Consider the following 23,135-nt stretch of genomic DNA (forward strand, 5'->3'; position numbering starts at 1 on the left):
GCTGTATGTAATAGTTCTATCTCTATTATATCATATTGTGCCATTTTATGCCACATAAAAATGATTAAAAATCACAAAAAAATTTCCCCTGAAGCCTTCTGCCACAAGGAATTCTGGTTTTCTCTATACAACTATGCTGTCAAACTAACGTGGGCATCACTCCATCACTTACACTTGCTTTCAAAATAGTGGTCTGTTATAATAACTTTTGCGGGGGCGGCAGGCATTGTGAAAGATCTGTCGAATGATGCACAATATGTCGGAGTGGCGGAATAGGCAGACGCGTACGTTTGAGGGGCGTATGGGTGACCGTGCGGGTTCAAGTCCCGCCTCCGACACCAGAGAAAAAAAGCGTGGGAAGTTGTTTCCACGCTTTTTTTTGAAGATAACAAGTTACGTAAACCTGTCCCTCCATCCGGATGCTACGGGTTTTGTTAGGATATAATTAACAGTAGTTATGCACTTTCAGTAAATTAGTACCAAAAAACATTTTTAAAAAATGCTCAAAAAATACTCAAAAGCCCTTGACATTTTCAAAATCGCCCAATAATCGAAATGGATGGTATTTTATGCCATTACATTGTAGATACGGGTGATACGAAAAAATGAATCTACAAAAGCCGATCTTTGAAAACAAACAACATGGTCCTGGTGGCGGTATCCCACTCCTAAAGAGTCTTTGGGAGAAGTTTGATCTCTCACTACTCTTTTTGCAGAAGGGAATTGTTAAGCATTCCGGTGTTTCCAGCTGGTTGATGGCCTTTGCATATATCTGCGGCTTGATTGCTCAAAAGCCTTCGGTAAACCAGTGTGCAGATTTCACCTTGGATTCTCCTATTCTGAAGGTCTTACTGAAAGGAGAATCCATTAGTCAGTCCGCTTTCAGCCGGTTTTTCTCGAAACCCTTTGAATGGCTCCAGTTTGCGGTTGGCCGTATCCAAAGGCTTCAAGAACACCCGGAATCCTGGTTATCCGAAGGGGATGTGATTGCTTTGGATGACACCAAAGTAGCCCACCCATTTGGAAAAAACTTCCCTTCTTGTGCTGGCTGTTTGATAGTTCTAGCCGGAATCATATCTGGTGTATGAACTTGATTTCTACCTATGCCGTTTTGAAAAACGGCTTGGAATACCCACTCTTCTGGCGATTCTGGCGTAAAACTGAACACCAGAATGACAAACAAACCAAGCTGGAACTGGCACGGAAAATGCTCCTGGATCTTCGCAGTACCTGTGGTGAACGACTCTGGGTAGCTATGGATCGCTGGTTCTTATGCAAGAATTTCTTGAACTGGCTGGTCGAGCACAACTTCGATTGGGTGACCAAGGCCAAGAAAAATACCGTTTTGTATTGCAAATACTTTGATCCGATATCCCGGAAAGAGCAATACAAGAAGGTCAACCCGAAGGAACTGCTACGTACCGTTTATACAAAACTCTCTACCCTCGGTAAAGGCGGCGTCATCATCATTCCCGATATCCACATCAAACTTCCCTATAACACCACAAACCGGAAAGGGAAGCCCATGAGACGATGGCGATATGTCCCCATTGCAGCCGTTGCATCCACGTACCGAAAAGAGCCGGTCACTGTGGATGGAATTATTCAAGAAGAAGATGAAAGTGCCACCTACCGGGACGCCTACCTGCTAATCAGCAACCGATATGATGCGCCGGAAGAAGTTGCGGCGGTTTATGTCAAGCGCTGGCGGATAGAAGTGTTTTACCGCACGGTCAAACAGGAACTGGGACTCACAAACTGCCATTCGCGGTCGGAAGCTTCGCATTTTGCTCATATGGAACTGCTTTTTATCGCAGAAACCCTATTGTGCTACGCAAGATGGGAATGCAATAAAGAAGGCGCCGAAGAAGCCCTCTCCCACCGCGAAATGGTCAGGTACTTATTCAACGCCAGTCATCGGATTTGCTGTTGCAAGCAACAAATCCAAGTCTATTTTGACACAACTGGCGATCGGTTTTCAAGGTTCATTGAAAAATTCTGGCCTCCACATCCATTTTTATGGCTGTGGAACTGGGGCTATTTACCTATAACTGCATAACTCATGTTTATAAAATATTCGCTATTCATTTGCATATAGCAAATCCTTCAGCCGTTGGTTTCTGTATTCGTACATCTTGGTAAAAACCCGTAGCAGGCTCTCGTGACCTTCCAAGGTCAGGCCATCGCCCCAGCAGTCAATAAGGTACTTGATAAATCCCATAAAACCATCTTCGTCAACTACCTCGAATAGCGTAACACAGGCGTTATTTTGCGGGTCACTGTACTTCCGGTGGGCAATCTGGAAATTAGCTAGAATTCCATCTTCCCTCTGCCATGACAAGAATCCGTCAATCGGGTAAATTTTTTCGCCGCACTTTTCGCAGATAAAATAACACATACTTTCACCGCCATTGCTCCTTAACAATTATCCTCAAAACTTTCTTCCGTCCAAAAGTCTTTAAACCTGGCATAGGCCAGAGGTTTTCCCAATCTCTTAATATTATCGGCAAAATCAATAACCAGGCATTCTTTTGTGCCTTTAAATGCAGGTCCTCTAAGACCACGGCCGAGTATTTGTTCATATAAAATCTCACTCGTAGTCGGTCTGCAGATTGCTATACATTCTGTTTTCGGTGCATCAAAGCCTGTTGTTAAGACCCCGTAATTAAACAAAAAATCTATTTTGCCGTTTTTGAAATCACGAATAATCCCGCGGCGAATTGTCATTGGCGTATCAGAGGATACGGCGGCAGTATGCCGCCCGCCTGTCGCAGTCAGCATAACTGAAAGAAAATAGGCGTGTTCAACTGTACAAGCATAGACAATCGTTGGACAACCCTTTTTTATTTTTAAAAGTCTCTTAATGATAAAAATATTCCGGTCACGATCCCATGCCAATCGCTTTCTAAAACCTGCCGGAACATCGTTTTCTTTTGCCATCTGTTCAATTTCCGAGTCAGTTAACTCATATTCCTTACCCATCTCACAGACAATATGGCGGGGATTAGCTAAATATCCATTCTCTCTGAAATATTTCACCGGATCAGCAGAATATTCTTCCCCCAGGTTGGGCTTAATAAGGTAGAATTCAAAACGATTAACCAATTTTCCAATTTCATCACTCTTATTAATTCCCGCCCGTCCTGGGGTAGCCGTTAAGCCACAAATCGGAAACAAGTCAGAACCGCACAACTGCTCCGCTTTATTTAAAAGAACGTCATACATGTCCGTTACCGCCCGATGGGCTTCATCTATAATCATTGCCCCACATTTTTTTAAGAATTCCATGAGAACCGGATCTTCCGATTTAATGCGGTTATGTATTTGCTGGATACTGGCGACAACGGCGCCGCCCTTTAATTCTTTTTCAGGAACTTCCCGGCCGCCATAATAACGGTACACTCTCAGAGAGCTGACATATTCCCTGGAACCCCACATATCCTTAATACAAGTCAGGGCCTGCTCACATAACTCCTCGCTCTGAGCAATCCATATCATATACTGTCCATTGGCAAACCGTTTTTGCATCCATTCAATAAAGGCCTCAACCGCTACCCTTGTTTTACCTCCGCCGGTGGGCAATGTCACGACGCACCTTGTTTTATCCCCTTCCTGCTCAAGAACTTTAAGCATCCTTAATTTCAGATCTTTTTGAAATTCAACTAATTCAGGTAGTTTGCTCAGCGGATCAAAATTATCAACTGTTGGTAGAGAGTCTCGTTGCAAAACCCCCGCAAATATTTTCGGAAAACCAACCGCCTCCACAAATGCATTTGACCAGCGGCCATTTGCGTGCCAGGGTTTTTGGGATAAGGGCCTGCGCATATGAGAAGGAGAAGAAATCGAATTATTTCGCTGCCCATGTTCTTCAAAAAGTTTAGCGATTTTATCATCTGGCAATTTGGAAAGCAAGAAAAAGCGTAAATCCTTCACTTCCTCACTGCTCCCGGCAAACAATTCCGATCCCTTGCGCATTATAAGAAGTTTAACCAAGTCAAGCTTAGTCATGCTTTCACCTTTAAATCTATGCATTATGCCATTTGCTTCGTCCCGCTGTCTCTCCCCCAACAATCGTCTGACCATCTGGGGTGAGATGGAGTAAGTATTGACCAACAAATCTGCCGCAACTTCTATCTCCTCCTGATTGGGAAAAACATCCATTGCTCAAAAACCTCCTTTGCAAAATAATCAACTCGTCAGTCAGGTCCTCGTCCTTGAGTCCCGCTTGTTGACGAAATTCTAATAGTTGGAGCCATACTCCCCTGTAGAGCAGGTCTATGTAATCATCTGCACCTTGTCGACCATGACCTTTTTCCAGAATACCAGTAGGAATTCCCTGATGATCAAGCGGTCGGCCCAGTCCTGGTCGTGCCGAACGGACATCCCTGCATTCTATACAAAATGGTTTATTGAACGTATTAGAGCCGGGTATTGTACAGTATTTAACCCTTTCAATCGCAACCAGGTTTCTTATGTTTCGTTGAAGCCAGAAGATGTTGATGTTATCGTTTTTTGGACTAAAAATGCATACCGGACACTGCTGGGAGCTATTGGCTTCTACAAGCGGCACTAATAATCAAATTGCTTCCTCCCGCTTTTCTATCGGAGCAGGCCCGGTAAGGCTTTGAATTCCGAGTAATGATACCGGTGCATCAACATGCTCCAGGTAGTTTCTTAAGAATCTGGTTAATTAAGGAGTTTTTTAACCCGCACTTAACTATACCTCTCAATAATCCCCTTTAAATCACCGATACTATAAGACACATCCGCGTACCACCGGCCGAAGCCGCCGTGGGCGTTGACCGCCTGCACCCACTCATTCAGAAATTTTCGTTTGGTTTTGCTCTGCTCGTCTTCCCGGCCCTTTACCTCCAGGACCAGCATCTTTCCGTTAGTAAGACGAACTAAGAAATCCGGACGATATTTGCGCACCACGCCTTTGTAAATATAAAGGATCTCGAAGCCCAGATGGTCGTTTTTCACACAGGCGGCCACATTGTCGTTGTGATCCAGCTCAAAGGCCTCGCTGGCCTCCCATGTACTGTCAAAGACAACGTGGCTAATGTGGGACTTTTGGGTAATTGCGCAGGGCTTGCTGGTATACCAGGTCATCATGTCGCCGGTGGAACGGATGGGCTTTTCCCGATCGAAGACCGGTTCGATGGCCTCTGTATTCTCAAAGCGTATGGCCTCGAAAATGTTGTGTACCACTTTGCGCATATTCAGGGTGATCAGGATCCGTCTTTTCAGTTCATCCCGACCGAAGAGGCCGGCAATCACTATCTTGCCGGTATTGATAAATTCCTCAACAAGCTTAATCAGCTGGAACAGGAGATATTCTTTATTTCCCGCCCAGCTCGGCTTCATTTGCTCGTAAATGTCCCTGGTCACTTCAAAAATAATTTTCTGGCTCCTGTATCTCTGGCCCAGCTCTTCAAGGTCAATCTGTGTCAATTTGGTGACGTCGGGTTTGCCGTCAACAATCGGCGCCATTTCGGCCAGCGTAGGGGTTTCTTCCGGTTTAATCTCCAGTTCCTTGACCTTATCCAGATCTAGAGCCAGGCGGGGCCGGTAAACGTGGTTGATGCGGACAATATTGGGCCAGCGGATCTCATATTGCCTTTTTTCCGGCATTGGTTCCACGCAGGTTCTGGGGGCCTGCGGAGGGGGAGGGGTGCCGTCGCCTCCTTCGTGAGGCAGGAAGGTAAAAGGTACACCGAAGATATTCACGTATTCAGCCTCAAAAAGGCCTTTTGAATTGATCTCGTAGGAAGTGCGGCGTAGACCCCGGCCCACCACCTGTTCGCAGAGGAGTTGGCTGGAAAAAGCCCTCAAGCCCATGATGTGGGTGACGGTTTTGGCATCCCAGCCCTCAGAAAGCATGGCCACGGCGATGACGTTCTGGATCGGCCCGCCGGGCCTTCCGGCCTGACCCACCGTGTCCACAGTCTGCCGGAGCAGTTCGGCCTGTTCTTTTTTGGAGAGCTTCCTTTCACCGCCCTCATCGTCATCATCCCGGGCTTCAATGTCCTCTGAATCAATCCTGCTTTCAGCCTCTTCCAGTACTTTGGAATCTATGCGCAGGGTTCTTTCCGGACATTTTAACTCATCTATAAGGATCATGCCGTGATTGAAGGCGTACTCAATGCGGGCGGCGGTCTCGGTACGGTTGCAGACGGTGATCATTACCGGCGGGGTCGGGTGACCCGTCTTCTCCCAGGTCTGCTTCGTCTCCAGCCAGTCCTTGCCCAGGAAGTAGTAAGCGTTGGTTAAAAGATCGGGCAGCGGCTCGTAAGGCATGGCTTTGCGGTTGATGTCGTCCTTTACTTCCTCGTCCATGTAAATATGGTAAAAGCGAGACTTATAATCCTTCGTCAACTGGCCGCCGTCCCGCACCACCACACGGGGGGTCTTCACCAGGCCGGACTCGATGGCGTCGTTCAGGCTGAAGTCGGAAATAATCCAGCCGAACAGAGCCTCTTCCGCCGCCTTTTTCCCGGAGGGGGCAAAGGGAGTGGCGGAAAAGTCAAAGCAGTTCAAAATGCCCCTTTTGCGGTGGATCCGGTCCAGCCCGCCTACCCACAGGGTAGCCTCTTCGATTTCTTCTTTCTTGACTCCTTTGACCTTCGACTCTGCCGGCACCCGCCAGGCGTGGTGGGCCTCGTCGTTGATGACGATGATGTTCCTGACACTGGCCATTTCTCCTAAAACCCGCTTGACGTAGGCCTCGTCGCTTTCCGGGCCTTTTTTAACCACTTTCGGACCAGAGTTCTCGTCCAGAGGCTTAAGTATATGCCAGTTGACGATTAAAACCCGGCCCTGGCGCAGCTTGTCAAAAAAGGCCGGCGGGATGATATTGAATTCCTGATAGTAGTTATTAACTTCTGTTGGGTTGAGCACCTTCAGTCTGCTTTTGACGGTAAGGCCCGGCGCCACCACCAGCACGTTTTTGGAAAAACGGGTATCCTGGGGGTAAGTGACTTTGTTCAATACCTGCCAGGCTATGGTCATGGCCATGACGATGGTTTTGCCCGAACCGGTGGCCATTTTGTTGCACAGGCGGCGGAAATCCCCGCCGTCGGAAGGGATCTCGATGCCTGCTTTTTCATGCTCCGGGGCCTCGACAAGCCAGATCAATGTCTCGATGGCCTCCAACTGGCAGAAGAAAAAGCGGCGGTCGTAACGCTCTTCGGGGTCCTGCCAGTGCTCCAGGAGCTTTTTAGTAATGCCTGTAACGCCGGGGTAGCCGCTCTCCCGCCACTGGTTCACTCTCTTGCGGATTTTATTAACCAGGGGCAGCTCGATAAAAATGCCGGGATCGTCGAAGGAGCGGGATCGGCCGGAGGCAATGACGTAGCCGGCCGGCCGCCGCCCCTCGGCCAGCTTGAACTGCATCTTCTCCCGGTTGTAGCTCCAGTGCCGGGCTGGTTTTTCGTAGGGGCTGTTTATGATCAGGTTGTCGATTCCCCCGGCCATTACCGCACCTCCAATATTTTGAGGGACTCAATGCCACGGTCGTCAATGATTTTTATGGCTACCCGCCGGTGCACACCGGGAGAAAAAGGCAAGGAAACGGTGCCCCAGAATTTTTCAATAAGTTCTTCTTCGATCTCAGCTTTCAGGTTTTTGGCCAGCTTGCCCCAGCCTTCTTTATCACCGGCCATCGGGAAGAATACCTGCTGGGGAAAGAGGCTGCGGCCGTCGTAGTCGGTATCCAGCATCCACATGGCAATTTTGGCGGTGTCGCCGGACTCGATCTGGCCGGTCCTGGTGTTGTAGTAGTCGAAGCCCAGCACTTCCACGGTGTATTTTCCTTTTTTGTCCCGGCGCAAAACCACGTCCGGCTGGCCGATGAGCCAGAAGGACTGGTTGGAGGAACGCTTTTTCTTCAGGTCGGCGGTCAACAGGTCGGCGTTCATCTGGGCTTTGAGCAGAGTGACGCCGGGCCACTTCAGCTCGTCGATGTCCTTGGCTGCCTCGGGGTCAAACTGGAAGGAGGCAAAAACGATCAGCTGCGGCCGAGGAATTAGGTTTTGGGCCTCTTCAATAGCCAGGGCCACCTGCCGCTGCTCCAGGGGAGCGTGCTCAGGGCCGAAGGAAACTACCGCGCGCTTCGGCTGTTCTTCTTTAGTTTCGCCGTCGGCATGCAGCCATGTAGTGCCGGGCAGCGGCTCCAGTCGGAAAAACTCGATAATCTGCCCGCCCCTGCCGCGGATGCCGGTCTTCAACAGCTCGTCCCGCCACTCGGCCTGTCGCAGGGTCTCGCCGCTGCGGGCTATAGAATTATCGGCTTCCGGGGGAGCTTCAATGTCGTCCAGGGACTTCACTGCCGGCGCGGGCACGGCCTCAACTGTAAAGGGGCCGGTCACCCGCCTCTTTTTGCGGTCCACTAGGGGCTGGTCGTAGAGGATCTCCTGGGCCGGCGGCTCGTTGTTGGCAATGGACTTCAGGGTGATGTGGGGAACTGTTTTGTATTTAAAGCCGCTCGAAACCCCTTCCTTCGGGTAGGCCAATTCGTAATAGTCAAAGACCGCCGTCATCAGCCGCTGCTTAGCCAGGGCGACGGCCACCCGGGAGGTGTCGCAGGTGATCCAGCGGCGCCCCCACTGCTCGGCCACGTAGGCGGTGGTGCCGCTGCCGCAGGTAGGGTCAAAGACAAGGTCGCCGGGGTCGGTGGTCATCAGGAGGCAGCGTTGGATAACCAATGGGGAAGTTTGTACAACATAAGTCCTTAGGGTACCCGTTTGGGTACTTTCCCAACGATCAGTAAGTGGTATGACTGGGAAATCATCCAAAAATCTTCTATATCTAATTACACTTCCCATTACTTCGATTCTATTTGCTTCTGCTAGTCTTCGTAACCCATCAATGGTAGTTTTCCAATGTGTATCTTTTCTCGGCAAATAAGCTTTTCCCTCAAAATAAAACACTTGATCTACATTTTTTGTGGAACCCTCTGAGTATAATGGAGCTAATTGATATCTTTTAGCGTCTTCCGGTAAAACATTATTTTTAATTTCTTTATTTGTGAGTCTTCTTGTTTGACCATTACTTAGCAAAACCATATCATACCTATCTAAAGAAGTATCACCAACGTTTCTTGTTAAATATAGTTGACGATATTTTACAGAATTTTTATCTTTTGCGTACCATAATAAATAGTCAACCGTACTTCCCAAATTATTACTTGCTATCCCACCCGTTTTTTGAAACGTAATCATGGAAATAAAATTTCCCACACCAAAAACCTCATCCATCAAGCACCGCACCAAATGCACATTCTCGTCACTGATCTGCACAAAACAGCTCCCGCTTTCGGTGAGGAGCTCTCTGGCCAGGAGCAGCCGGTCGCGCAGGTAGGTCAGGTAGGAATGGATACCCAATTCCCAAGTATCCCGAAAAGCGCGGATCATCTCCGGTTCGGCGGTCAGGTCCTCGTCCTTGCCGTCCTTTACGTCCCTCTTGTTGACGAAAGGCTGGAAATTGGAGCCGTACTTCACCCCGTAGGGCGGGTCTATGTAAATCATCTGCACCTTGCCGGCCATACCCTCTTTCTCCAAGAGGGAGTTCATCACCAGGAGGGAGTCCCCTGCAATCAGGCGGTTGGCCCAGTCCTGGTCGTGCTTGTAGAAATCGACAGCCTCACGCAAGGGCCGGTAATTTTCCAGCTTCTCAAAGAGGCTCATCTGATAATATTCCTCTTCCTGCCGGTTTGCCTGCTTTCTTACCCCGGCAATTATCGTCAGGGGATCAATACGCTCGTGGACATGCAGGGATACCGTGTCCACCTCGAAGCTGGTATGCTCCGCCTTCCCGGCCCAGACCAGCTGGGGATCCAGATGCGGATCATATTGATACTTTTTCTTCGGCGCATCTTTATCCGTGCCGGGGGTGACCAACCCCACCGGCGGGTTATTGAGCCGCTTTTTCTCCGGGTAGGTGTACTGATCAATACTTTGATCCTCTTTATTCTTCCCAGCCAAAGTGCTCCCTCCTGCTTTGAAGTAAAGGTATTTTTACAACCAAGCTAGTAACTACTCGATGCCTCATTCATTTCCAGATTCGGGTCTTTACCTTTCGCCCTAAGATCATAATGCTTGATAAAGGTTTCCAATGCAATTCTCTTTTCACCTTTTAGCCATTCCGGCGAGTCCCGAAAAATCTGACGTGCTCTATCAATAATTGTTGACGGCTCGATAAATGGTTCAAGAACTTTTGGATCAAGTCGCCAATTACTCCTGGAAACCCGGTCGCCTAAAGCCTGACTATAGCTTTTTGAGAGGAAGCCAACCAGTAAATCAACAATCCCTTCATTGGTCGTTAATAATTCTGACTCTATCCATTTTCTCGGCGCTTCATCATTCTCCCAATCCTTCCAGCGGTAAAGGAGGTTTGCAAAATTCCGTAAATTGATAAGGTTTCCACTAGCTGCAGCGTCTTTAATTTTTTTAAGCCCTATTTGTTCTAGTTCCTCAAGGTGTTGTGCTCCCACCAATCTTTCTTTCTCATCATCAGCATCAGTGCCGAGTTTTCCGTGCTGTTGGCTCAAAACAGCTATTTCCCTTACTATTGTTGAAAGCGCACTCCCATTGATAAAAGCCTCACTTAGAATTTCGTATCTTTCTTGTTGATTATTGTAGCGCTTTAACAACTGAAACATAATGCGATCTAAACGAACATCATTACCAAAGCTAAAAAAGCCCCGGGACTCATCTTCAGGCAAAAGCAAATGGTCACCGACATCAAAGAGAGCTAGAAAAATATTTTTTATATGAGCTTTTGGTATCTCCTTCTCGGTATAGTCTTCCATTCTTTCAAGAAATACGCTGGCTCGTGACCTTCCATCTAAACAATGTTGGTTTGCAAGATCTAACAAAAGTTTGCCAAAGCTATTTTTGTCCCCTGCTAAAACAAGAAATGCCTTCATTTCAGCATTAGAGATTTGCCCTTCCGGTATGGCGAACTTAAAATAAATCGGAAACTTATCCGGGCTGCAAATACGTAATTGTTTCCTCCAATTATGATCTGAAACAAAAGTATTTTCAAATACTGCTCGTAATTTGGGAAATATACGAAGAATTAATTTTTTTACTATTTCTTTTTCAGCTTCGGGAAGATTTTCTAGCCATTGGTTGTGGAATAGTTTTAATTTCTCAATATTTGGGCCTAAATTGCCTTGTCTGTCTGCAAGACCACTGAACATCTCTGAATTCGACCTGATTAAATAATAAATATCAGGTAAAAATACTCTGATGGTTTCAATTGCCAGAAAATCAATGGGATTTACTTCTCCAACCACAGAAGGGTAAGTTATTTTAAGAGCATTTGTCAGCCTTTTTACATTACGAACTGTCTTTAGGAAATGGTCGATGCCGTCCCAAAATACATTGCCGAAGTATGTTTGATCAAATAAATCTTCAGGGGTACCAGCAAAGACTTTATCCAACGTTTCGAAAAATAGCTTACGTACGCTTATCTTGTCAGGAAGCGGCATGTCAAAAGGAACTTGAATGATTTTTTCCAGGTAGTTATCGCCGGGTACCCTCTGAACTCTTTTAAGCGCCCTAACCACCACGTCTTTATCAAAAGCAATCAAATAACTTGTTTTAGGGAAATTTGCAACAGCCTTAATTACCCGAAAAATAGTTACGATTTCATCAGCAGAAAGGCGATCAATATCATCAATGATAATTAAAATGGGAATATCTTGTTTTCTTATTTCTTTTGCAATTTCCTCTTTAATCTCCCATGCCTGTTTCTCAGGCATCTGATTTAAAACCGGCAAAATTTTCCCTAAATATTTTACTATTCCCGTAGGCTCTGGAATATCAGAAATAATTTCACCAAAACCAGCAAGTTTACCGAGCAATTCTTTAAAAATATCATTCTTCCCAAGCGCTGCTCGAAACTCTTTAAAAAACTGGTTTAACAAATCCCCATGACCGGAAAACCACCAGGGATTAAACCGAACAATAAGAGGTTTTTCTTCTCCTTTTTCGGCATCAATATAATATTGAATAAAATTTAAGCAGGTGGTTTTACCACTTCCCCAAGGGGCAAATAGAGCAAAAACGAGTCCTTCATCATCATTAAATTTACAGATTGCTTCGGCAAGACTCTTTGCGAATGGAGCATATCCTAACCGGTCATCAGCAGGGTTTTCCAATGGAGTATCAGCCAAAATATCTTGCACCTTTACAAAGTCAACTCCTTGTCTAATCAAACGACTTCTTACTTATTCCGGATTTTTAAGGATTAACCAATAATTTCTTTTATTTATGGAAAACATTTCTTCGTTTCAAAATAATTTTCCTTCTGAAAAAAGAAAATGTATGCCTTTATGAATGAAAAATCGACATCTTCATACAAACAAAAGAAACCTATGAATTAAGGAAGCCACACACCGCCCGGCCCTAACTGAAAAAGCTCTGCTCACAGGTCAGGTCCGGGCCGTGTGTGGTCAGATTGACTGTGCATGTGATCCTGTGCGGTCCTTTGCATGTCGGGCAGACAGCCGTCCATGCCCTTTGATGCCGGGCTTCGCTGTCTGGCATGGCTGGCAGACTGCCCAGCTCTGGGGTCCTGTCCGGGCCGGCCTTCGCGGGTCGGGCCTCCGCCCGCGCGCGTATGCGCCTGCCATCTGTGGCCGGGCGCACTGGCTCCGGCCGGGGGGCTGCCGCACCGCGCCCAGCTCCCAGGCCTGGCTTTGTTGGCCGTGCGCCGTGCTGGGCTTGGCTTAGTGGGCCGGTCAACCCCCAACCCCCCAACCCCCCGCCCCCAATCTTGGGGTCCGGGGGGCTTTAACGGGCGGGCTACGCCCGCCAGAAGAAGAGCGGCTACGCCGCTTCAATGCTGTCTTTGAGGTCCTTAAAAGGAAACCCACCTCTATCCCCTCCCTAAAGGGAGGGGGAACGGTCAAGCCTCCCGCTCCTTAATTATACCGCCACCTTGCGCGGCGGCGCCTTGGGTCAGGCAAAGTCAAGGGTTTCGCTTCGCCCGGGCAGAGAATTTTTTCTCTTTTGGGCCAGCCCTTTGGCGGGCGAAAAAATTTTCTGCCCGGCCCTTTACTTTACCGCGCCGCCGCGTATGCCCCCTGTCAAGGGTGCGCTCTACAAAATTTTTTTCTTTTGCTTTTGGGTCAAGCTTATAGGTCGAAAAAAATTTTGCTACGTTCTTCGCTTTGCTACGGCCCTTGACAGGGGCATCGGTGTCGGCCCGTCTGAAAGAAAAGGAGGCGTTGCAGGATGAGAAAATTTCTTTGTAAGGTTGACGATTCGAGGCTGGGCCGCGCGGTTGCGGGGTTGCTGGACGGCAGCATTAAGGTGGTGGATGTGCAACGCGGCGTGCAGGACGTCAGTGCGCGCATTAAAGGTACACGCGACGAGTACACGGTGTACATCGAGTGCAAGCGGGTATACTGCAGCTGCAGGGACTTCTTCGAGCGCAGTGTGTACTGCAAGCATATAGCCTCTGTGGCGCTGCACGAACTGGGTGCTGTGGCAAAGGCGCGCAGTGAGCGGCGGGAGTTGAAAGGGTTGCTGCTGCAGCTGTAGCTGCAGCTTTTTTTGGCCGGTGCCCGGAAGATGCTGGGGTCGGACCGCTACGCGCTCTGCGCGGCCAGCCAGGCCCCAGGCAGCGGGCCTTCGTATGTCCCCGGCCGGTCACGCCGCGCGCTCCGCAGCCTGCTCACAGGCCGGCTTCCGGGCCGGGCTCTGTGGGTCTCTAAGCGGAAAGCCGGGGCCGGCTAACGCCCGCCCCGGCATGGTTAAATGTGCATGCCACCCTCCCGAGTCCTGTGCGTGTCAGCCAGAGTGCCGGCAGCTCTTGCTCCGGCTACGACTTCACTCCCGCTCTACACACCGCTTCCGGCGCTATCGAGGCCGGGCTTCGTAGGTCCTTGCCCGCGCCGCCATGCCTGCCAGCAGAACGTCAGTTTGGTATAATTTTGGTACGGTTTATGAGCACCTTAAAAAAATAAAGCGCAAGGGTTACATCACCTTTGAGCCGGGCCGGCCACGCACACTGCGGGTGGTGAAGTAAGATGGTAGGGCCGGTTTTTAATCATGTTTGTCTTTCGAATCAAGACCTCCTAAACGCCATAAAAAATTACACCGAAAGGCACGGCTACTCTCCGACTATCCGCGAGCTTTCCAAAATAACAGGCGCCGGCGTCGGTACCGTGCACAAGCACTTGAACGAGCTACTCTATGGCGGTTACGTCAAGGTTGAACAGCCCCGGCGCCGCGCCCTCCGGGTGGTGAAAGACTATGACTAAACTTTATCGTTCGCCCGTGCAGGTCGAACTTGACGCGAATAAGCAGCCCAAGCGCTTCCGCTGGCTGGGGCGGTGGTACCGGATTTTTAATTGTGCCGTCTATGAGGAAGCTCAGTACTGGTGGAGCAGGTTTAGGGAGCCGGAACCGGTCCGGTACCGGTGCGAAACATACCAGGGCCTGGTGTGTGACCTGTATTATGAAAAAGCCCCGGGAACGTGGATCCTGGAGCGGGTGTGGGACTAAGTAATGATTAAAGGATTTTTTCATTATTGGATTTCCAACCGGAGCCTGGCAATTCCCGAAATATATCGAATGTAGAGCAGGCCGCACCGGCTTACAAGATTCCGAAATGCCTTTGATTAAGGACATTTCTTTCGGGTCCGGTGCAGCAGCGGAAGGCTGGCGAGGTGGTGCCGGGCATGGAATGTTGCCGGCGGATGAAGCCGGGCGCTCAGCCCGGCATAAGATATTTGGAATTGAGTTTACAGTAGTAATGTAGCGGTTGCGAATCCCGCCGGGAAAGAACCAATCTTGGAGCCAAAAACGGGAGACTCTCAGAATATGACCATCGGTGCTGTAAATCTCTTGAAACCATACCGCCCATAAAGTAAACTGTGATCAGAGGAAAAAGGAGACGGCCAGATGAACGAAAATCAGATCGACCATGACCGCCTGTTTAAGGAATTGCTGGAGACGTTTTTTGCCGAATTTATAGAACTTTTCTTTCCGGAAGCCGCCCTCTCCATAGATTTGAAGCACATCAAATTTCTCCAACAGGAAATTTTTACTGATGTGACGGCTGGAGAAAAGCGCAAAGTGGACATTTTGGTGGAGACCCGGCTTAAAGATGAACCCGGTTTGATCCTGGTACATGTTGAGCCGCAGGCATATGTGCAAAAAAATTTCAACAGGCGGATGTTCATCTATTTCAGCCGGCTCTATGAAAAATACCGGCGCAAAATATTACCGGTGGTCGTATTCAGCTACGACCGGGTAAGGAATGAACCGGACAGTTTTGAACTGGGGTTTCCGTTTCTGGATGTCTTGAATTTCCGGTTTTATAAGCTGGAATTAAAGAAACTGAACTGGCGGGAATATATAAAAAGCGACAATCCGGTGGCTGCCGCCCTTTTAAGCAAGATGGGCTTTAAGCCGGAAGAAAAAGTTAAGGTAAAGCTGGAGTTCATGCGCATGCTGGTCCGAATGAAACTGGACCCGGCCCGGATGGAACTTCTGGCCGGCTTTTTCGAGACCTACCTAAAACTGAACCGTGAAGAAGAAGAACAATATAACCGGGAATTGGGAACACTGGATCGCAAGGAGGTCGACATCATTATGCAAATTACCACCAGTTGGCATGAGAAAGGTCGTGCGGAAGGCAATATCGAAGCCAGGCGGGAAGTCATCAGAAAGTATCTGGATCGAAGATTCGGCAAGAAATCGGCCGGCTTGCAAGAAAAGGTCCAGCAGATGAGTAGTTTGAAAGTGCTGGATTATGTCCTTGAAGAGTTATTCGCCGCCAATACCCTGGAAGAGGCTCGGGCTATCATCAATGAAGGCGTAGTTGAGCCGTCATGATATGCGAGACTGGTCCTTTATGAAGGGTGCTGCCTGCATCCCTGCATTTGGGCCGGCTTGAAGTAATTATTTCAGGGGAGCCTTTGGTTGTATTGACGCCAAGGTTTTTTCTTTATTTGCGGCTTGCAAACGCCAGGTTGAGCGGGTTGTGGTAAATAACCTATGCTCCTATGTGCGGATAAAGTAAAGTCAGCCCTCCGACACCACCTTTATCCGCACCAAAGTCAAGCTTAAGCATAACCTCAACTTTATCAGGAAAAACCTTAACTTCGTGGACATACAGGTCCACGGTTTTCTTTTTTGCAAGAAAATTAGACCTGTCAATTCCCTTCTTTTGAGTGACGTATAAATATTCGATAACCATCTCTTCCGTCATTTTTGACAAAGGAGAGCTTTTCGAAGCCAGGTATTCATGAAGGTCGTCTTTCCTTTTTTTCAGCACTTTGATCCGGTCACCTAATACTTGAAAATCAATCGATCCATCTATCCTCTCCCGAAATAATGGCCGGGACTGCGCCCGGCAGGGTGATCACTTCGCCGTCGCCCTTTTTCCTGCGCCAGTTGCGCTTGCCGTTTAGCCGCCTGGGCGCCTGGTTATAAGAAGTATGCAAATCGCGTGCGCGGAGCGGAGCGGTATGCGGCCGCCGGTTACCCGGGATTAAGGCCCAAATGCAAGCGGCCCTGTCTAGCGGATCGGAAGCGCACGGGCGGTGGCCCGGCAGCCAGGTTTCGGGCAGAAAATGCGTGCAGCTGCACGCCCTATACCCCGGAACCAGGCAGTCACCGGAGAGCGCGGGTTCCCATGAGCCATTCATAAGGCAGCCTGGCCGGCATGTAATGAACCTGCGGAAGACCGGCGATTACATCCAGTTTAATTAAGTGATCAAAAAATCACCCTTACCGGCAGGCGCAGGTGATTTTCAGGCTTCTTTTATTATGCGGCCAGCATACTATAATGAGCAGTAGTAGAGCCGGACTACTTTACCCGGCAGCCGCCGGGCATAAGTTAGTCACAGCAGCATATGGGCTGCCCGCCACAAAATTACTTTGGAATCAAATATTTTTCAGTTATAGCTGGTCTTAGGCCGCGCCGCCGGCCAAACCTCATCTGAAGATAATCTTAGCGACCTACACTGGATACACCGGAGAGGCATTTTATTCCTCGTCGTCCTCTGACTCTTCTAAGTCCTCTGTATAGATTAGTGTTAATACCATTCCTAATGAATAAATAGCGATAGATTCTTCCAATAAGGTTTGATTCCGGTCCCTGGCATTTCCCAGCCAGGCGTATGCCAAAACCTTTTGTGGAGAGTCCGGCAATGAACCCTCATTGAAATAGTCGTATGCATAGGTATATTCATGCAATTTTGTTTTTCTGACTTCGTAGCCAAATGTTTTTGATTCAAATGACCATTTTATCTGTCCATTTTCCGATAGTACGACCGCTCCCCGGTCTGGGCAAACTTTTATTATTTTAAGGGCAGTCGCCGTAAGGGATATACCATAGTCCTCTGATATATCTTTTACTAAATCCATCGATAACCTGCGTTTTCTTACAATCGATTGAACATCCGCTTCCGGAAGCAGCAATTCAGAGGCAAAATCATTGGCTTCATTTTCTATTAGTTTAACTCCGCGGTAGCGCTGGATATCCGATGCCGAGCAACGATACATTTTTTCATCGTGACTTTTTATCTGTAAGTGCCCAAGCTCATGGGCCAGGGTAAACCGCTGCCGGTTAAGGTGTTGGATATTCTTGTTTATAAGAATCCTTTTGTTTTCTGCTTTCTTTAAAAGACAGCCGTCTATTTCATCTAAATCTTCATTGAAGACAGGTACGTCTATCTCTTTAGCTATTTCAAATGGGTCAATTCTTCCGACAAGTTTTAATTCCTTCCTGAGTGCCACCGCATACCCTGCCGGACTAAGCCCGGGAATAAATTTCACCCACTGTTCGCACCTCAATCCATCACATATCACTTAAATGCCTGGAGATAATATCCGCGTCCTTTTTGCTTAAACCGTCACCGCTGTCCCTGGCTACGAGTTCAACACGCTGTTCCTCCTGTCCTTGCTCAAAGACCATTGCTTTTATCTTATCCCTGGGAAACCTCCATTCCCGGCCTACTTTAACGGCGGGTAATTTTCCAGCCCGGAGCATGTTATAGATGGTTTGGTTGCTGACCCGAAAAAAATCCGCCACTTCTTCGACATTCATTATTTCAGGGTATTCATTCTTCTTTATGGCGCCTTCTATAAAATATTGCATCGCTTTGACATCATCCGGCTCATAAGCTTCCTCGCCACATGAATCACAGACATAGACATTTATACCCTTAAAGACCACTGTTTTCCCTTTCCAGGTTGTCTCTACATCCTTATGTACTTGAGTCATATTGCCGTCGCAGACATAACATTGCATAATTTACCCTCCTAGTTGGGGTGTTTTATTTTTTTCTCTTTTTCATTGGCCCAAGGTCATCCCAAATTCCATCTTTAAACCTGCAAACAGTAACTATTACGGGACGTGGAAACGCAAGGGCGACAACCATATAAAAAGTTGAACCATCATCGCATTCACCCTGAAGCAAAACTTTTAAATCTTGCCCGTGTCCCTGGTGCTCAATATATTGCCCCTCCAATGAACACCTTTGCACATCATCATCACTGATATCCCGCTCTCCCATCCTTACAAAGGCATGCTTTGAGATAAGGTAGTTACGGGTCCTTCCTGCCCTTCTGAGCAATTCTAACCAGGCTTCATGCCAAGAGGTCAATTGTATCCCCGCCCTTATAATATATTATAAGATATTATAAAATAAAATAAAACAACATAAATAATTTTTAGGCGCTTTTTTTATTTATTTTTCAACAAATACATTCAATTTCCTGCTATCCCATGAAATGGTGCTAACCTTCAACAAAGTACCAGCACGGATCAGCGAGAAGTAAGTAATACAGCGCCGGCGTTGCCGCCGCCTCAGCTAAGGTTTAGTGGACAGCGATACCAACAAAGATGAGCCCGCCCTTCTTCCATTTGCAGCTGCTAACAGAAGAAGAACGGGCTTTGTAATCTATGCCCCCGTGTGCGGATATATCATAAAATTAAATGAACCAGCTTTCATACAACTTCACAAATGTTATGCTCATCAGTTGCAAAATGAGCAGAAAAGCATCGGTACGATCCAGGCATACAGTCGAATTTCAGAAAGTTTCTTCGAATACCTTGAGATGAAACGGTACAAAAACATATCTGAAGTAAAGCCTAAAGATGTCAACGAATTCGTACTTCATATTTCAAACCGATTCCCAAAAGGATTGCACGTTGTGTTGCCGGTTCTCCGCTCATTTTTTCGTTTTCTTGAATCTAAGGATAAAGCAACCGCATGTCTAATATGGGCAGTTCCCAGTGATTCACGCAGGAAGACCTACATCGTTTCGGGCGTTACATATGATGAGACACAGAAACTTTTAGAAACCGTGGACAGGAATGATTCCTTGGGAAAACGCAATTATGCCATACTCTTACTGGCGACACGGACTGGATTAAGGCGCACGGATATCAGTAATCTCCGTCTCAGTGACATCAAATGGAAGACCGGTACCATAGAGTTAGTACAGAAAAAAAACAATAGTCTACTTGTGCTTCCTCTTCTAGCGGATGTCGGCAATGCCATCGCAGACTATATATTAAATGCAAGACCTAAAGTGGATTCTCCCTATGTGTTCCTGCGGAGCTGTGCACCATTTACTAAGATAGATGGTGCAGCCTGCTATAGGATTTCAAGTCAGGCCATGGAAAAAGCTGGTGTTCACCAGAAAGAAGGTGAACAGAAGGGAATACACTGTCTACGTCATGCCATCGCCACACGCCTTTTGGAGAAAGAAACGCCGTTGTCAGTAATATCTACGATTCTTGGCCATAAAAGCAAGGATTCCACAAAGATTTATCTTTCGACCGATATAAAAAACTTAAAGTTTTGTGCATTGGGACTGGATGGAATTGAAGTTGAAAAGGAGGAACTGCGATGAACCATGTGTATCATAGTAATCTAAAGCCATATATTGAAGGGCTTATTGAACAAAAACGTGCCGTCGGGTATTCCTATAAAACTCAGGAATTCAGGCTATGGCAGTTCGATCGCTTTTGTATGGAACATTACCCCATGGAAGTAAACCTGACAAAAAAAGTTGCCATGCATTGGGCACAACGCAATGAAGATGAACATGTGGCCACTCTTGAGAGCCGTATAACCCCAGTACGGCAGTTGGGTAAATATATGAACGGAATCGGAGTTGATGCGTATATCATTCCAAATGGAATACCTGGTAAAAAGAAGCGTTATGAGCCTCATATATTTACCAGCCTGGAACTTAGGGCTTTTTTTACAGAAGCCGATAAATGCAGTTATGATAAGAGAAGTCCTGCAAGACATCTTGTATTTCCAGTAATCTTCCGTATGATTTACTGTTGCGGTCTGCGTTCATCAGAAGCACGCCTGTTAAAGGTGGAAGATGTTGACCTTGAAACAGGTATGTTGAAAATTCTACATGCAAAAGGGAAAAGGGATCGTACCGTTATGATGTCAGATGATGTACTGAATTTATGCTGTAGATATCATAAAGAAGTGGAGAAAATCTTTCCTGGACGCATATGGTTTTTTCCAAACCACCGTGGAGGGTATTACAGTAAATGTGAAATTCAATACATGTTCCATAAATTTTGGAATAAAACAGGAATTAACAGCATCTGTGGGAATAGGCCACGTGTCCATGATTTTCGTCATTCGTTTTGTGTAAGACGTCTTAATCTATGGGTAGCAGAAGGGAAAGATCTAAATGCATTCCTTCCATACCTCAGCATGTATCTTGGACATGCCAGCCTTTATGAGACCGATTATTATCTACATCTAATTCAAGAATTCTTCTCTATAATAACGGAAAGAACAAAAGGAAGATTTGCAGATTTGATTCCGGAGGTGGGCCATGAAGACTGATGATACTTTTTTCAAACATGTAAAAGGATTTCTTACGGTATATCTGCCTCGTCACAGATGTTGCAGTAAAAACACGATTAAATCATACCGAGAAACCCTTAACCTGCTCCGCGTTTTCCTTCTGGAAGAAAAGAGCATTCCGTTCACAAAAATCTCGTTTGATGTTTTAACGAATGATCTGATTTGTGAATTTCTTGACTGGCTTCAGAACGCACGGGGTTGCAGTGCATCCACCAGAAACCAACGGCGGGCCGCGTTGAATGCATTCTTCAATTACGCTGCAATACAGGACCCATCCCTCATGGCAATATATATGGACATGAAAAAAATCCCCGTGCAAAAGATGGGGCAGCGTAATGTAGAATATATGTCTGAAACTGCACTGAAAACTGTATTTGAACAACCCAACATAGCCAAAAGAAACGGTTTTCGTGACCGGTTTTTCATGATATTGATGTATGATACAGGTGCCCGTGTTCAGGAAATATTGGATTTAAAGTTGAAGGATTTTCATTTGGAATCTCCCACGCCATTTGTCTATCTTACCGGTAAGGGTGACAAAACCAGAACAGTTCCTCTGTTAGATAAAACAGTTGAACATCTGAATGAATATCTGAAACGGTTTCATCCAAAAGAAACTCGCAGAAATGACATGTATCTATTTTATACGGTTATCAAGGGTCAGACGGGGAAAATGTCAGTGGAAAATGTAGCCAGTTTTTTAAGTCGCTACGGAAGGTTTGCCATGCAAGTATGTCCAGAAGTCCCCCCGCACTTGCATGCCCATATGTTTCGGCATTCGCGAGCTATGCATCTATACCAAATGGGAATTCCTCTGTCGTATATAAAGAGGATATCCTACTCCGAGGGCTATCGCAACACACATTGGATAGCTACACTCTAAATGCAAGACTTTTTCTTGAGCATTGTAACCGGCCAGTAGAGCAATTAAATGAACACGACATCCGAAATTTTCTATACTACTTGATTAACGATAAAAAGGTCGCGCCCCAGACTGTAAACACCTACAGCGCAGCTATACGTTTTCTGTTTGCAGTAACGCTGAATCGTACACTCAATTATCTTCAGATTCCGCGCCAGAAAAAGCGAAAGACACTGCCGGAACTTTTGACGAGAGAAGAAGTATCCTCGATTATTGGCAGTTGTCGGAATATAAAGCACAAGGCAATGCTGTCGGTTGTATACAGCTCCGGCTTACGCGTCAGTGAAGCGGCAGCCCTTAAAATACAGCACATCGACTCGAAGAATATGCGCCTGTTTGTAGAAAATGGCAAGGGAGGCAAGGACCGCTACACCCTGCTTTCGGAAAACTGCCTCGATGTCTTAAGGGAATACTGGAAAAAATATCGGCCCACACATCACGAAGGCTGGCTATTTCTGGGGACGTACCGTGTTTCGCATATTACGTCCTCTGGGATAGAATTTGCTTTTAATGAAGCCGTAAAAAGGGCGAACATAACAAAAAACGTCTCCATCCATTCGCTCCGGCATGCATTTGCGACACACCTGCTTGAGGACGGCGCCACTCTCTTGCAGGTCAAGGAACTGCTTGGTCATTCCAGCATTCAGTCCACGACCGTTTATCTGCATCTTGCCAATTTAACATCGAACGTTAGAAGTCCTCTTGATAAACCTTCTGCGTTTTGCCGTTCGGATGCTCCGTCTGATGATTGAACTGCAGGATATTTTCAGTCAACATGGAGATGCGTATCTATCAAATCATAGGCTTCTCCCCAATCAGTTAAAAGCGATGAGCGCCATTAAAGATTGTAGGACCGCGGCGCTGGGTGCTCATATCGATGAGTGCGACGAGTGTGGGTATACACGTATATCATACAATTCCTGCCGCAATCGTCATTGTCCCAAATGCCAGACTTTAACCAAGGAACGCTGGATTTCTGCCAGGAAGGATGACCTGCTTGACGTGGGGTATTTTCATGTTGTTTTCACCATTCCGGACACTTTAAACCCTGTTGCCTATCAGAACCAGGAGGTTGTCTATAAAATACTGTTCAAGGCCGCCGCAGGAACCCTGTCGGAGCTTGCTGCCGATAAAAAACACCTGGGAGCGCAAATCGGTATTACAGCAGTGCTGCATACCTGGGGACAGAACCTAATGCATCATCCCCATGTTCACTGCATTGTACCGGGCGGTGGACTTGATTCATATGGCAAGTGGGTGAACTCAAAGAAAAAGTTCTTTATCCCCGTCAAGGTTCTATCCCGGAAATTCAGAGGCAAATTCTTGTACTACTTAAAACGA

25 protein-coding genes and 1 tRNA gene are annotated in these 23,135 nt (G+C 47.1%); 15 read left to right on the top strand and 11 right to left on the bottom strand.

From position 1 onward, the window contains the following. Positions 1–258 precede the first annotated feature (258 nt). The 3 genes from Pmgp_RS16020 (at position 259) to Pmgp_RS16025 (ending at position 2,059) form a co-directional block, all read left to right on the top strand. Positions 259–341: transfer RNA gene (locus tag Pmgp_RS16020), tRNA-Leu, on the top strand. Between the two features lie 264 nt (positions 342–605). Further along, positions 606–1,088, top strand: a complete 483-nt coding sequence (locus tag Pmgp_RS20395) for a hypothetical protein (RefSeq protein ID WP_243119908.1) — start codon at positions 606–608, stop codon at positions 1,086–1,088. After that, on the top strand, positions 1,085–2,059 hold the full coding sequence (locus Pmgp_RS16025; RefSeq protein ID WP_243119909.1) for a transposase: 975 nt from the start codon (positions 1,085–1,087) through the stop codon (positions 2,057–2,059). Before Pmgp_RS20395 ends, Pmgp_RS16025 begins: the two co-directional genes overlap by 4 nt. Positions 2,060–2,080: 21 nt before the next feature. Here the strand turns inward: Pmgp_RS16025 and Pmgp_RS16030 are convergent, their stop codons facing one another. Continuing rightward, positions 2,081–2,398 carry a hypothetical protein gene (locus Pmgp_RS16030; protein ID WP_134215153.1) on the bottom strand — a complete coding sequence of 106 codons (318 nt, stop codon included), beginning with the start codon at positions 2,396–2,398 and terminating at the stop codon, positions 2,081–2,083. 20 nt (positions 2,399–2,418) lie between these two features. Then, entirely contained in the window at positions 2,419–4,161 is a 1,743-nt protein-coding gene (locus Pmgp_RS16035; protein WP_134215155.1) for a DEAD/DEAH box helicase, read from the bottom strand. 178 nt (positions 4,162–4,339) lie between these two features. Between Pmgp_RS16035 and Pmgp_RS16040 the strand changes: the two genes are divergently transcribed. Further along, complete coding sequence (locus Pmgp_RS16040; protein ID WP_134215157.1) at positions 4,340–4,573, top strand: DUF1848 family protein; 234 nt, start codon at positions 4,340–4,342, stop codon at positions 4,571–4,573. 140 nt (positions 4,574–4,713) lie between these two features. Here Pmgp_RS16040 and Pmgp_RS16045 read toward each other — a convergent pair whose 3' ends face one another. The 4 genes from Pmgp_RS16045 to Pmgp_RS16060 form a co-directional block, all read right to left on the bottom strand. Next, the gene (locus Pmgp_RS16045) at positions 4,714–7,476 is read right to left on the bottom strand and encodes a BPTD_3080 family restriction endonuclease (RefSeq protein WP_134215159.1); all 2,763 of its coding nucleotides are present in this window, start codon (positions 7,474–7,476) and stop codon (positions 4,714–4,716) included. Next, on the bottom strand, positions 7,476–9,983 hold the full coding sequence (locus tag Pmgp_RS16050) for a site-specific DNA-methyltransferase (RefSeq protein ID WP_134215161.1): 2,508 nt from the start codon (positions 9,981–9,983) through the stop codon (positions 7,476–7,478). The genes Pmgp_RS16045 and Pmgp_RS16050 overlap by 1 nt, the downstream gene beginning before the upstream one ends. A gap of 44 nt (positions 9,984–10,027) precedes the next feature. Beyond that, positions 10,028–12,193 carry a P-loop NTPase fold protein gene (locus Pmgp_RS16055; RefSeq protein ID WP_134215163.1) on the bottom strand — a complete coding sequence of 722 codons (2,166 nt, stop codon included), beginning with the start codon at positions 12,191–12,193 and terminating at the stop codon, positions 10,028–10,030. A gap of 220 nt (positions 12,194–12,413) precedes the next feature. Then, positions 12,414–12,752 carry a hypothetical protein gene (locus Pmgp_RS16060; protein ID WP_134215166.1) on the bottom strand — a complete coding sequence of 113 codons (339 nt, stop codon included), beginning with the start codon at positions 12,750–12,752 and terminating at the stop codon, positions 12,414–12,416. A 492-nt stretch (positions 12,753–13,244) separates the two neighbouring features. Between Pmgp_RS16060 and Pmgp_RS16065 the strand changes: the two genes are divergently transcribed. From Pmgp_RS16065 to Pmgp_RS16085, 6 genes are all read left to right on the top strand, one after another. Then, positions 13,245–13,553, top strand: coding sequence for an SWIM zinc finger family protein (locus Pmgp_RS16065; protein WP_134215168.1), 309 nt, complete (start codon positions 13,245–13,247; stop codon positions 13,551–13,553). 246 nt (positions 13,554–13,799) lie between these two features. Beyond that, positions 13,800–13,943, top strand: a complete 144-nt coding sequence (locus Pmgp_RS20115; RefSeq protein ID WP_205078065.1) for a hypothetical protein — start codon at positions 13,800–13,802, stop codon at positions 13,941–13,943. Next, entirely contained in the window at positions 13,912–14,040 is a 129-nt protein-coding gene (locus tag Pmgp_RS20945; RefSeq protein WP_134215170.1) for a LexA family protein, read from the top strand. The genes Pmgp_RS20115 and Pmgp_RS20945 overlap by 32 nt, the downstream gene beginning before the upstream one ends. 1 nt (position 14,041) lies before the next feature. After that, positions 14,042–14,275, top strand: a complete 234-nt coding sequence (locus Pmgp_RS16075; RefSeq protein WP_134215172.1) for a LexA family protein — start codon at positions 14,042–14,044, stop codon at positions 14,273–14,275. After that, positions 14,268–14,519 carry a DUF6504 family protein gene (locus Pmgp_RS16080; RefSeq protein ID WP_134215174.1) on the top strand — a complete coding sequence of 84 codons (252 nt, stop codon included), beginning with the start codon at positions 14,268–14,270 and terminating at the stop codon, positions 14,517–14,519. The genes Pmgp_RS16075 and Pmgp_RS16080 overlap by 8 nt, the downstream gene beginning before the upstream one ends. 399 nt (positions 14,520–14,918) lie before the next feature. After that, on the top strand, positions 14,919–15,854 hold the full coding sequence (locus tag Pmgp_RS16085; protein ID WP_134215176.1) for an Rpn family recombination-promoting nuclease/putative transposase: 936 nt from the start codon (positions 14,919–14,921) through the stop codon (positions 15,852–15,854). A gap of 160 nt (positions 15,855–16,014) precedes the next feature. On the opposite strand, the gene Pmgp_RS16090 is transcribed toward Pmgp_RS16085, so the two are convergent. The 5 genes from Pmgp_RS16090 to Pmgp_RS16110 all read right to left on the bottom strand — a co-directional run bounded on the left by Pmgp_RS16090 (position 16,015) and on the right by Pmgp_RS16110 (position 18,631). After that, a complete protein-coding gene (locus tag Pmgp_RS16090; RefSeq protein ID WP_134215178.1) occupies positions 16,015–16,296 on the bottom strand; it encodes a hypothetical protein in 282 nt (93 codons plus the stop codon). A gap of 28 nt (positions 16,297–16,324) precedes the next feature. Further along, entirely contained in the window at positions 16,325–16,669 is a 345-nt protein-coding gene (locus Pmgp_RS19515; RefSeq protein WP_153189229.1) for a hypothetical protein, read from the bottom strand. 340 nt (positions 16,670–17,009) lie between these two features. Then, positions 17,010–17,762, bottom strand: coding sequence for an ImmA/IrrE family metallo-endopeptidase (locus Pmgp_RS16100; RefSeq protein WP_192902968.1), 753 nt, complete (start codon positions 17,760–17,762; stop codon positions 17,010–17,012). A gap of 61 nt (positions 17,763–17,823) precedes the next feature. Next, a complete protein-coding gene (locus Pmgp_RS16105) occupies positions 17,824–18,276 on the bottom strand; it encodes a helix-turn-helix domain-containing protein (RefSeq protein WP_134215184.1) in 453 nt (150 codons plus the stop codon). Between the two features lie 25 nt (positions 18,277–18,301). Beyond that, complete coding sequence (locus Pmgp_RS16110) at positions 18,302–18,631, bottom strand: DUF4258 domain-containing protein (protein WP_205078063.1); 330 nt, start codon at positions 18,629–18,631, stop codon at positions 18,302–18,304. A 217-nt stretch (positions 18,632–18,848) separates the two neighbouring features. Between Pmgp_RS16110 and Pmgp_RS16115 the strand changes: the two genes are divergently transcribed. The 5 genes from Pmgp_RS16115 to Pmgp_RS16135 all read left to right on the top strand — a co-directional run. Then, positions 18,849–19,886, top strand: a complete 1,038-nt coding sequence (locus Pmgp_RS16115; RefSeq protein ID WP_134215186.1) for a site-specific integrase — start codon at positions 18,849–18,851, stop codon at positions 19,884–19,886. Then, a complete protein-coding gene (locus Pmgp_RS16120; protein ID WP_134215188.1) occupies positions 19,883–20,851 on the top strand; it encodes a tyrosine-type recombinase/integrase in 969 nt (322 codons plus the stop codon). Before Pmgp_RS16115 ends, Pmgp_RS16120 begins: the two co-directional genes overlap by 4 nt. Beyond that, positions 20,841–21,755: a tyrosine-type recombinase/integrase gene (locus Pmgp_RS16125; RefSeq protein ID WP_134215190.1), complete on the top strand. Its 915-nt coding sequence runs from the start codon at positions 20,841–20,843 to the stop codon at positions 21,753–21,755. The genes Pmgp_RS16120 and Pmgp_RS16125 overlap by 11 nt, the downstream gene beginning before the upstream one ends. Then, positions 21,737–22,546: a tyrosine-type recombinase/integrase gene (locus tag Pmgp_RS16130; RefSeq protein WP_192902969.1), complete on the top strand. Its 810-nt coding sequence runs from the start codon at positions 21,737–21,739 to the stop codon at positions 22,544–22,546. The genes Pmgp_RS16125 and Pmgp_RS16130 overlap by 19 nt, the downstream gene beginning before the upstream one ends. Further along, a partial coding sequence (locus tag Pmgp_RS16135) for an IS91 family transposase (RefSeq protein ID WP_134215194.1) occupies positions 22,539–23,135 on the top strand: 597 nt, incomplete at its 3' end. The genes Pmgp_RS16130 and Pmgp_RS16135, both read left to right, overlap by 8 nt.

The organism is Pelotomaculum propionicicum (genome assembly GCF_004369225.1).
Taxonomy (GTDB): domain Bacteria; phylum Bacillota; class Desulfotomaculia; order Desulfotomaculales; family Pelotomaculaceae; genus Pelotomaculum_B; species Pelotomaculum_B propionicicum.

Excerpts from the sequence above, each read along its gene's own strand:
- Pmgp_RS20395 (WP_243119908.1), top strand. The coding sequence starts at position 606 with ATGAATCTACAAAAGCCGATCTTTGAAAACAAACAACATGGTCCTGGT.
- Pmgp_RS16025 (WP_243119909.1), top strand. The coding sequence starts at position 1,085 with ATGAACTTGATTTCTACCTATGCCGTTTTGAAAAACGGCTTGGAATAC.
- Pmgp_RS16030 (WP_134215153.1), bottom strand. The coding sequence starts at position 2,398 with ATGTGTTATTTTATCTGCGAAAAGTGCGGCGAAAAAATTTACCCGATT.
- Pmgp_RS16035 (WP_134215155.1), bottom strand. The coding sequence starts at position 4,161 with ATGGATGTTTTTCCCAATCAGGAGGAGATAGAAGTTGCGGCAGATTTG.
- Pmgp_RS16040 (WP_134215157.1), top strand. The coding sequence starts at position 4,340 with ATGATCAAGCGGTCGGCCCAGTCCTGGTCGTGCCGAACGGACATCCCT.
- Pmgp_RS16045 (WP_134215159.1), bottom strand. The coding sequence starts at position 7,476 with ATGGCCGGGGGAATCGACAACCTGATCATAAACAGCCCCTACGAAAAA.
- Pmgp_RS16065 (WP_134215168.1), top strand. The coding sequence starts at position 13,245 with ATGAGAAAATTTCTTTGTAAGGTTGACGATTCGAGGCTGGGCCGCGCG.
- Pmgp_RS20945 (WP_134215170.1), top strand. The coding sequence starts at position 13,912 with ATGCCTGCCAGCAGAACGTCAGTTTGGTATAATTTTGGTACGGTTTAT.
- Pmgp_RS16075 (WP_134215172.1), top strand. The coding sequence starts at position 14,042 with ATGGTAGGGCCGGTTTTTAATCATGTTTGTCTTTCGAATCAAGACCTC.
- Pmgp_RS16080 (WP_134215174.1), top strand. The coding sequence starts at position 14,268 with ATGACTAAACTTTATCGTTCGCCCGTGCAGGTCGAACTTGACGCGAAT.
- Pmgp_RS16085 (WP_134215176.1), top strand. The coding sequence starts at position 14,919 with ATGAACGAAAATCAGATCGACCATGACCGCCTGTTTAAGGAATTGCTG.
- Pmgp_RS19515 (WP_153189229.1), bottom strand. The coding sequence starts at position 16,669 with ATGAATGGCTCATGGGAACCCGCGCTCTCCGGTGACTGCCTGGTTCCG.
- Pmgp_RS16105 (WP_134215184.1), bottom strand. The coding sequence starts at position 18,276 with ATGCAATGTTATGTCTGCGACGGCAATATGACTCAAGTACATAAGGAT.
- Pmgp_RS16120 (WP_134215188.1), top strand. The coding sequence starts at position 19,883 with ATGAACCATGTGTATCATAGTAATCTAAAGCCATATATTGAAGGGCTT.
- Pmgp_RS16125 (WP_134215190.1), top strand. The coding sequence starts at position 20,841 with ATGAAGACTGATGATACTTTTTTCAAACATGTAAAAGGATTTCTTACG.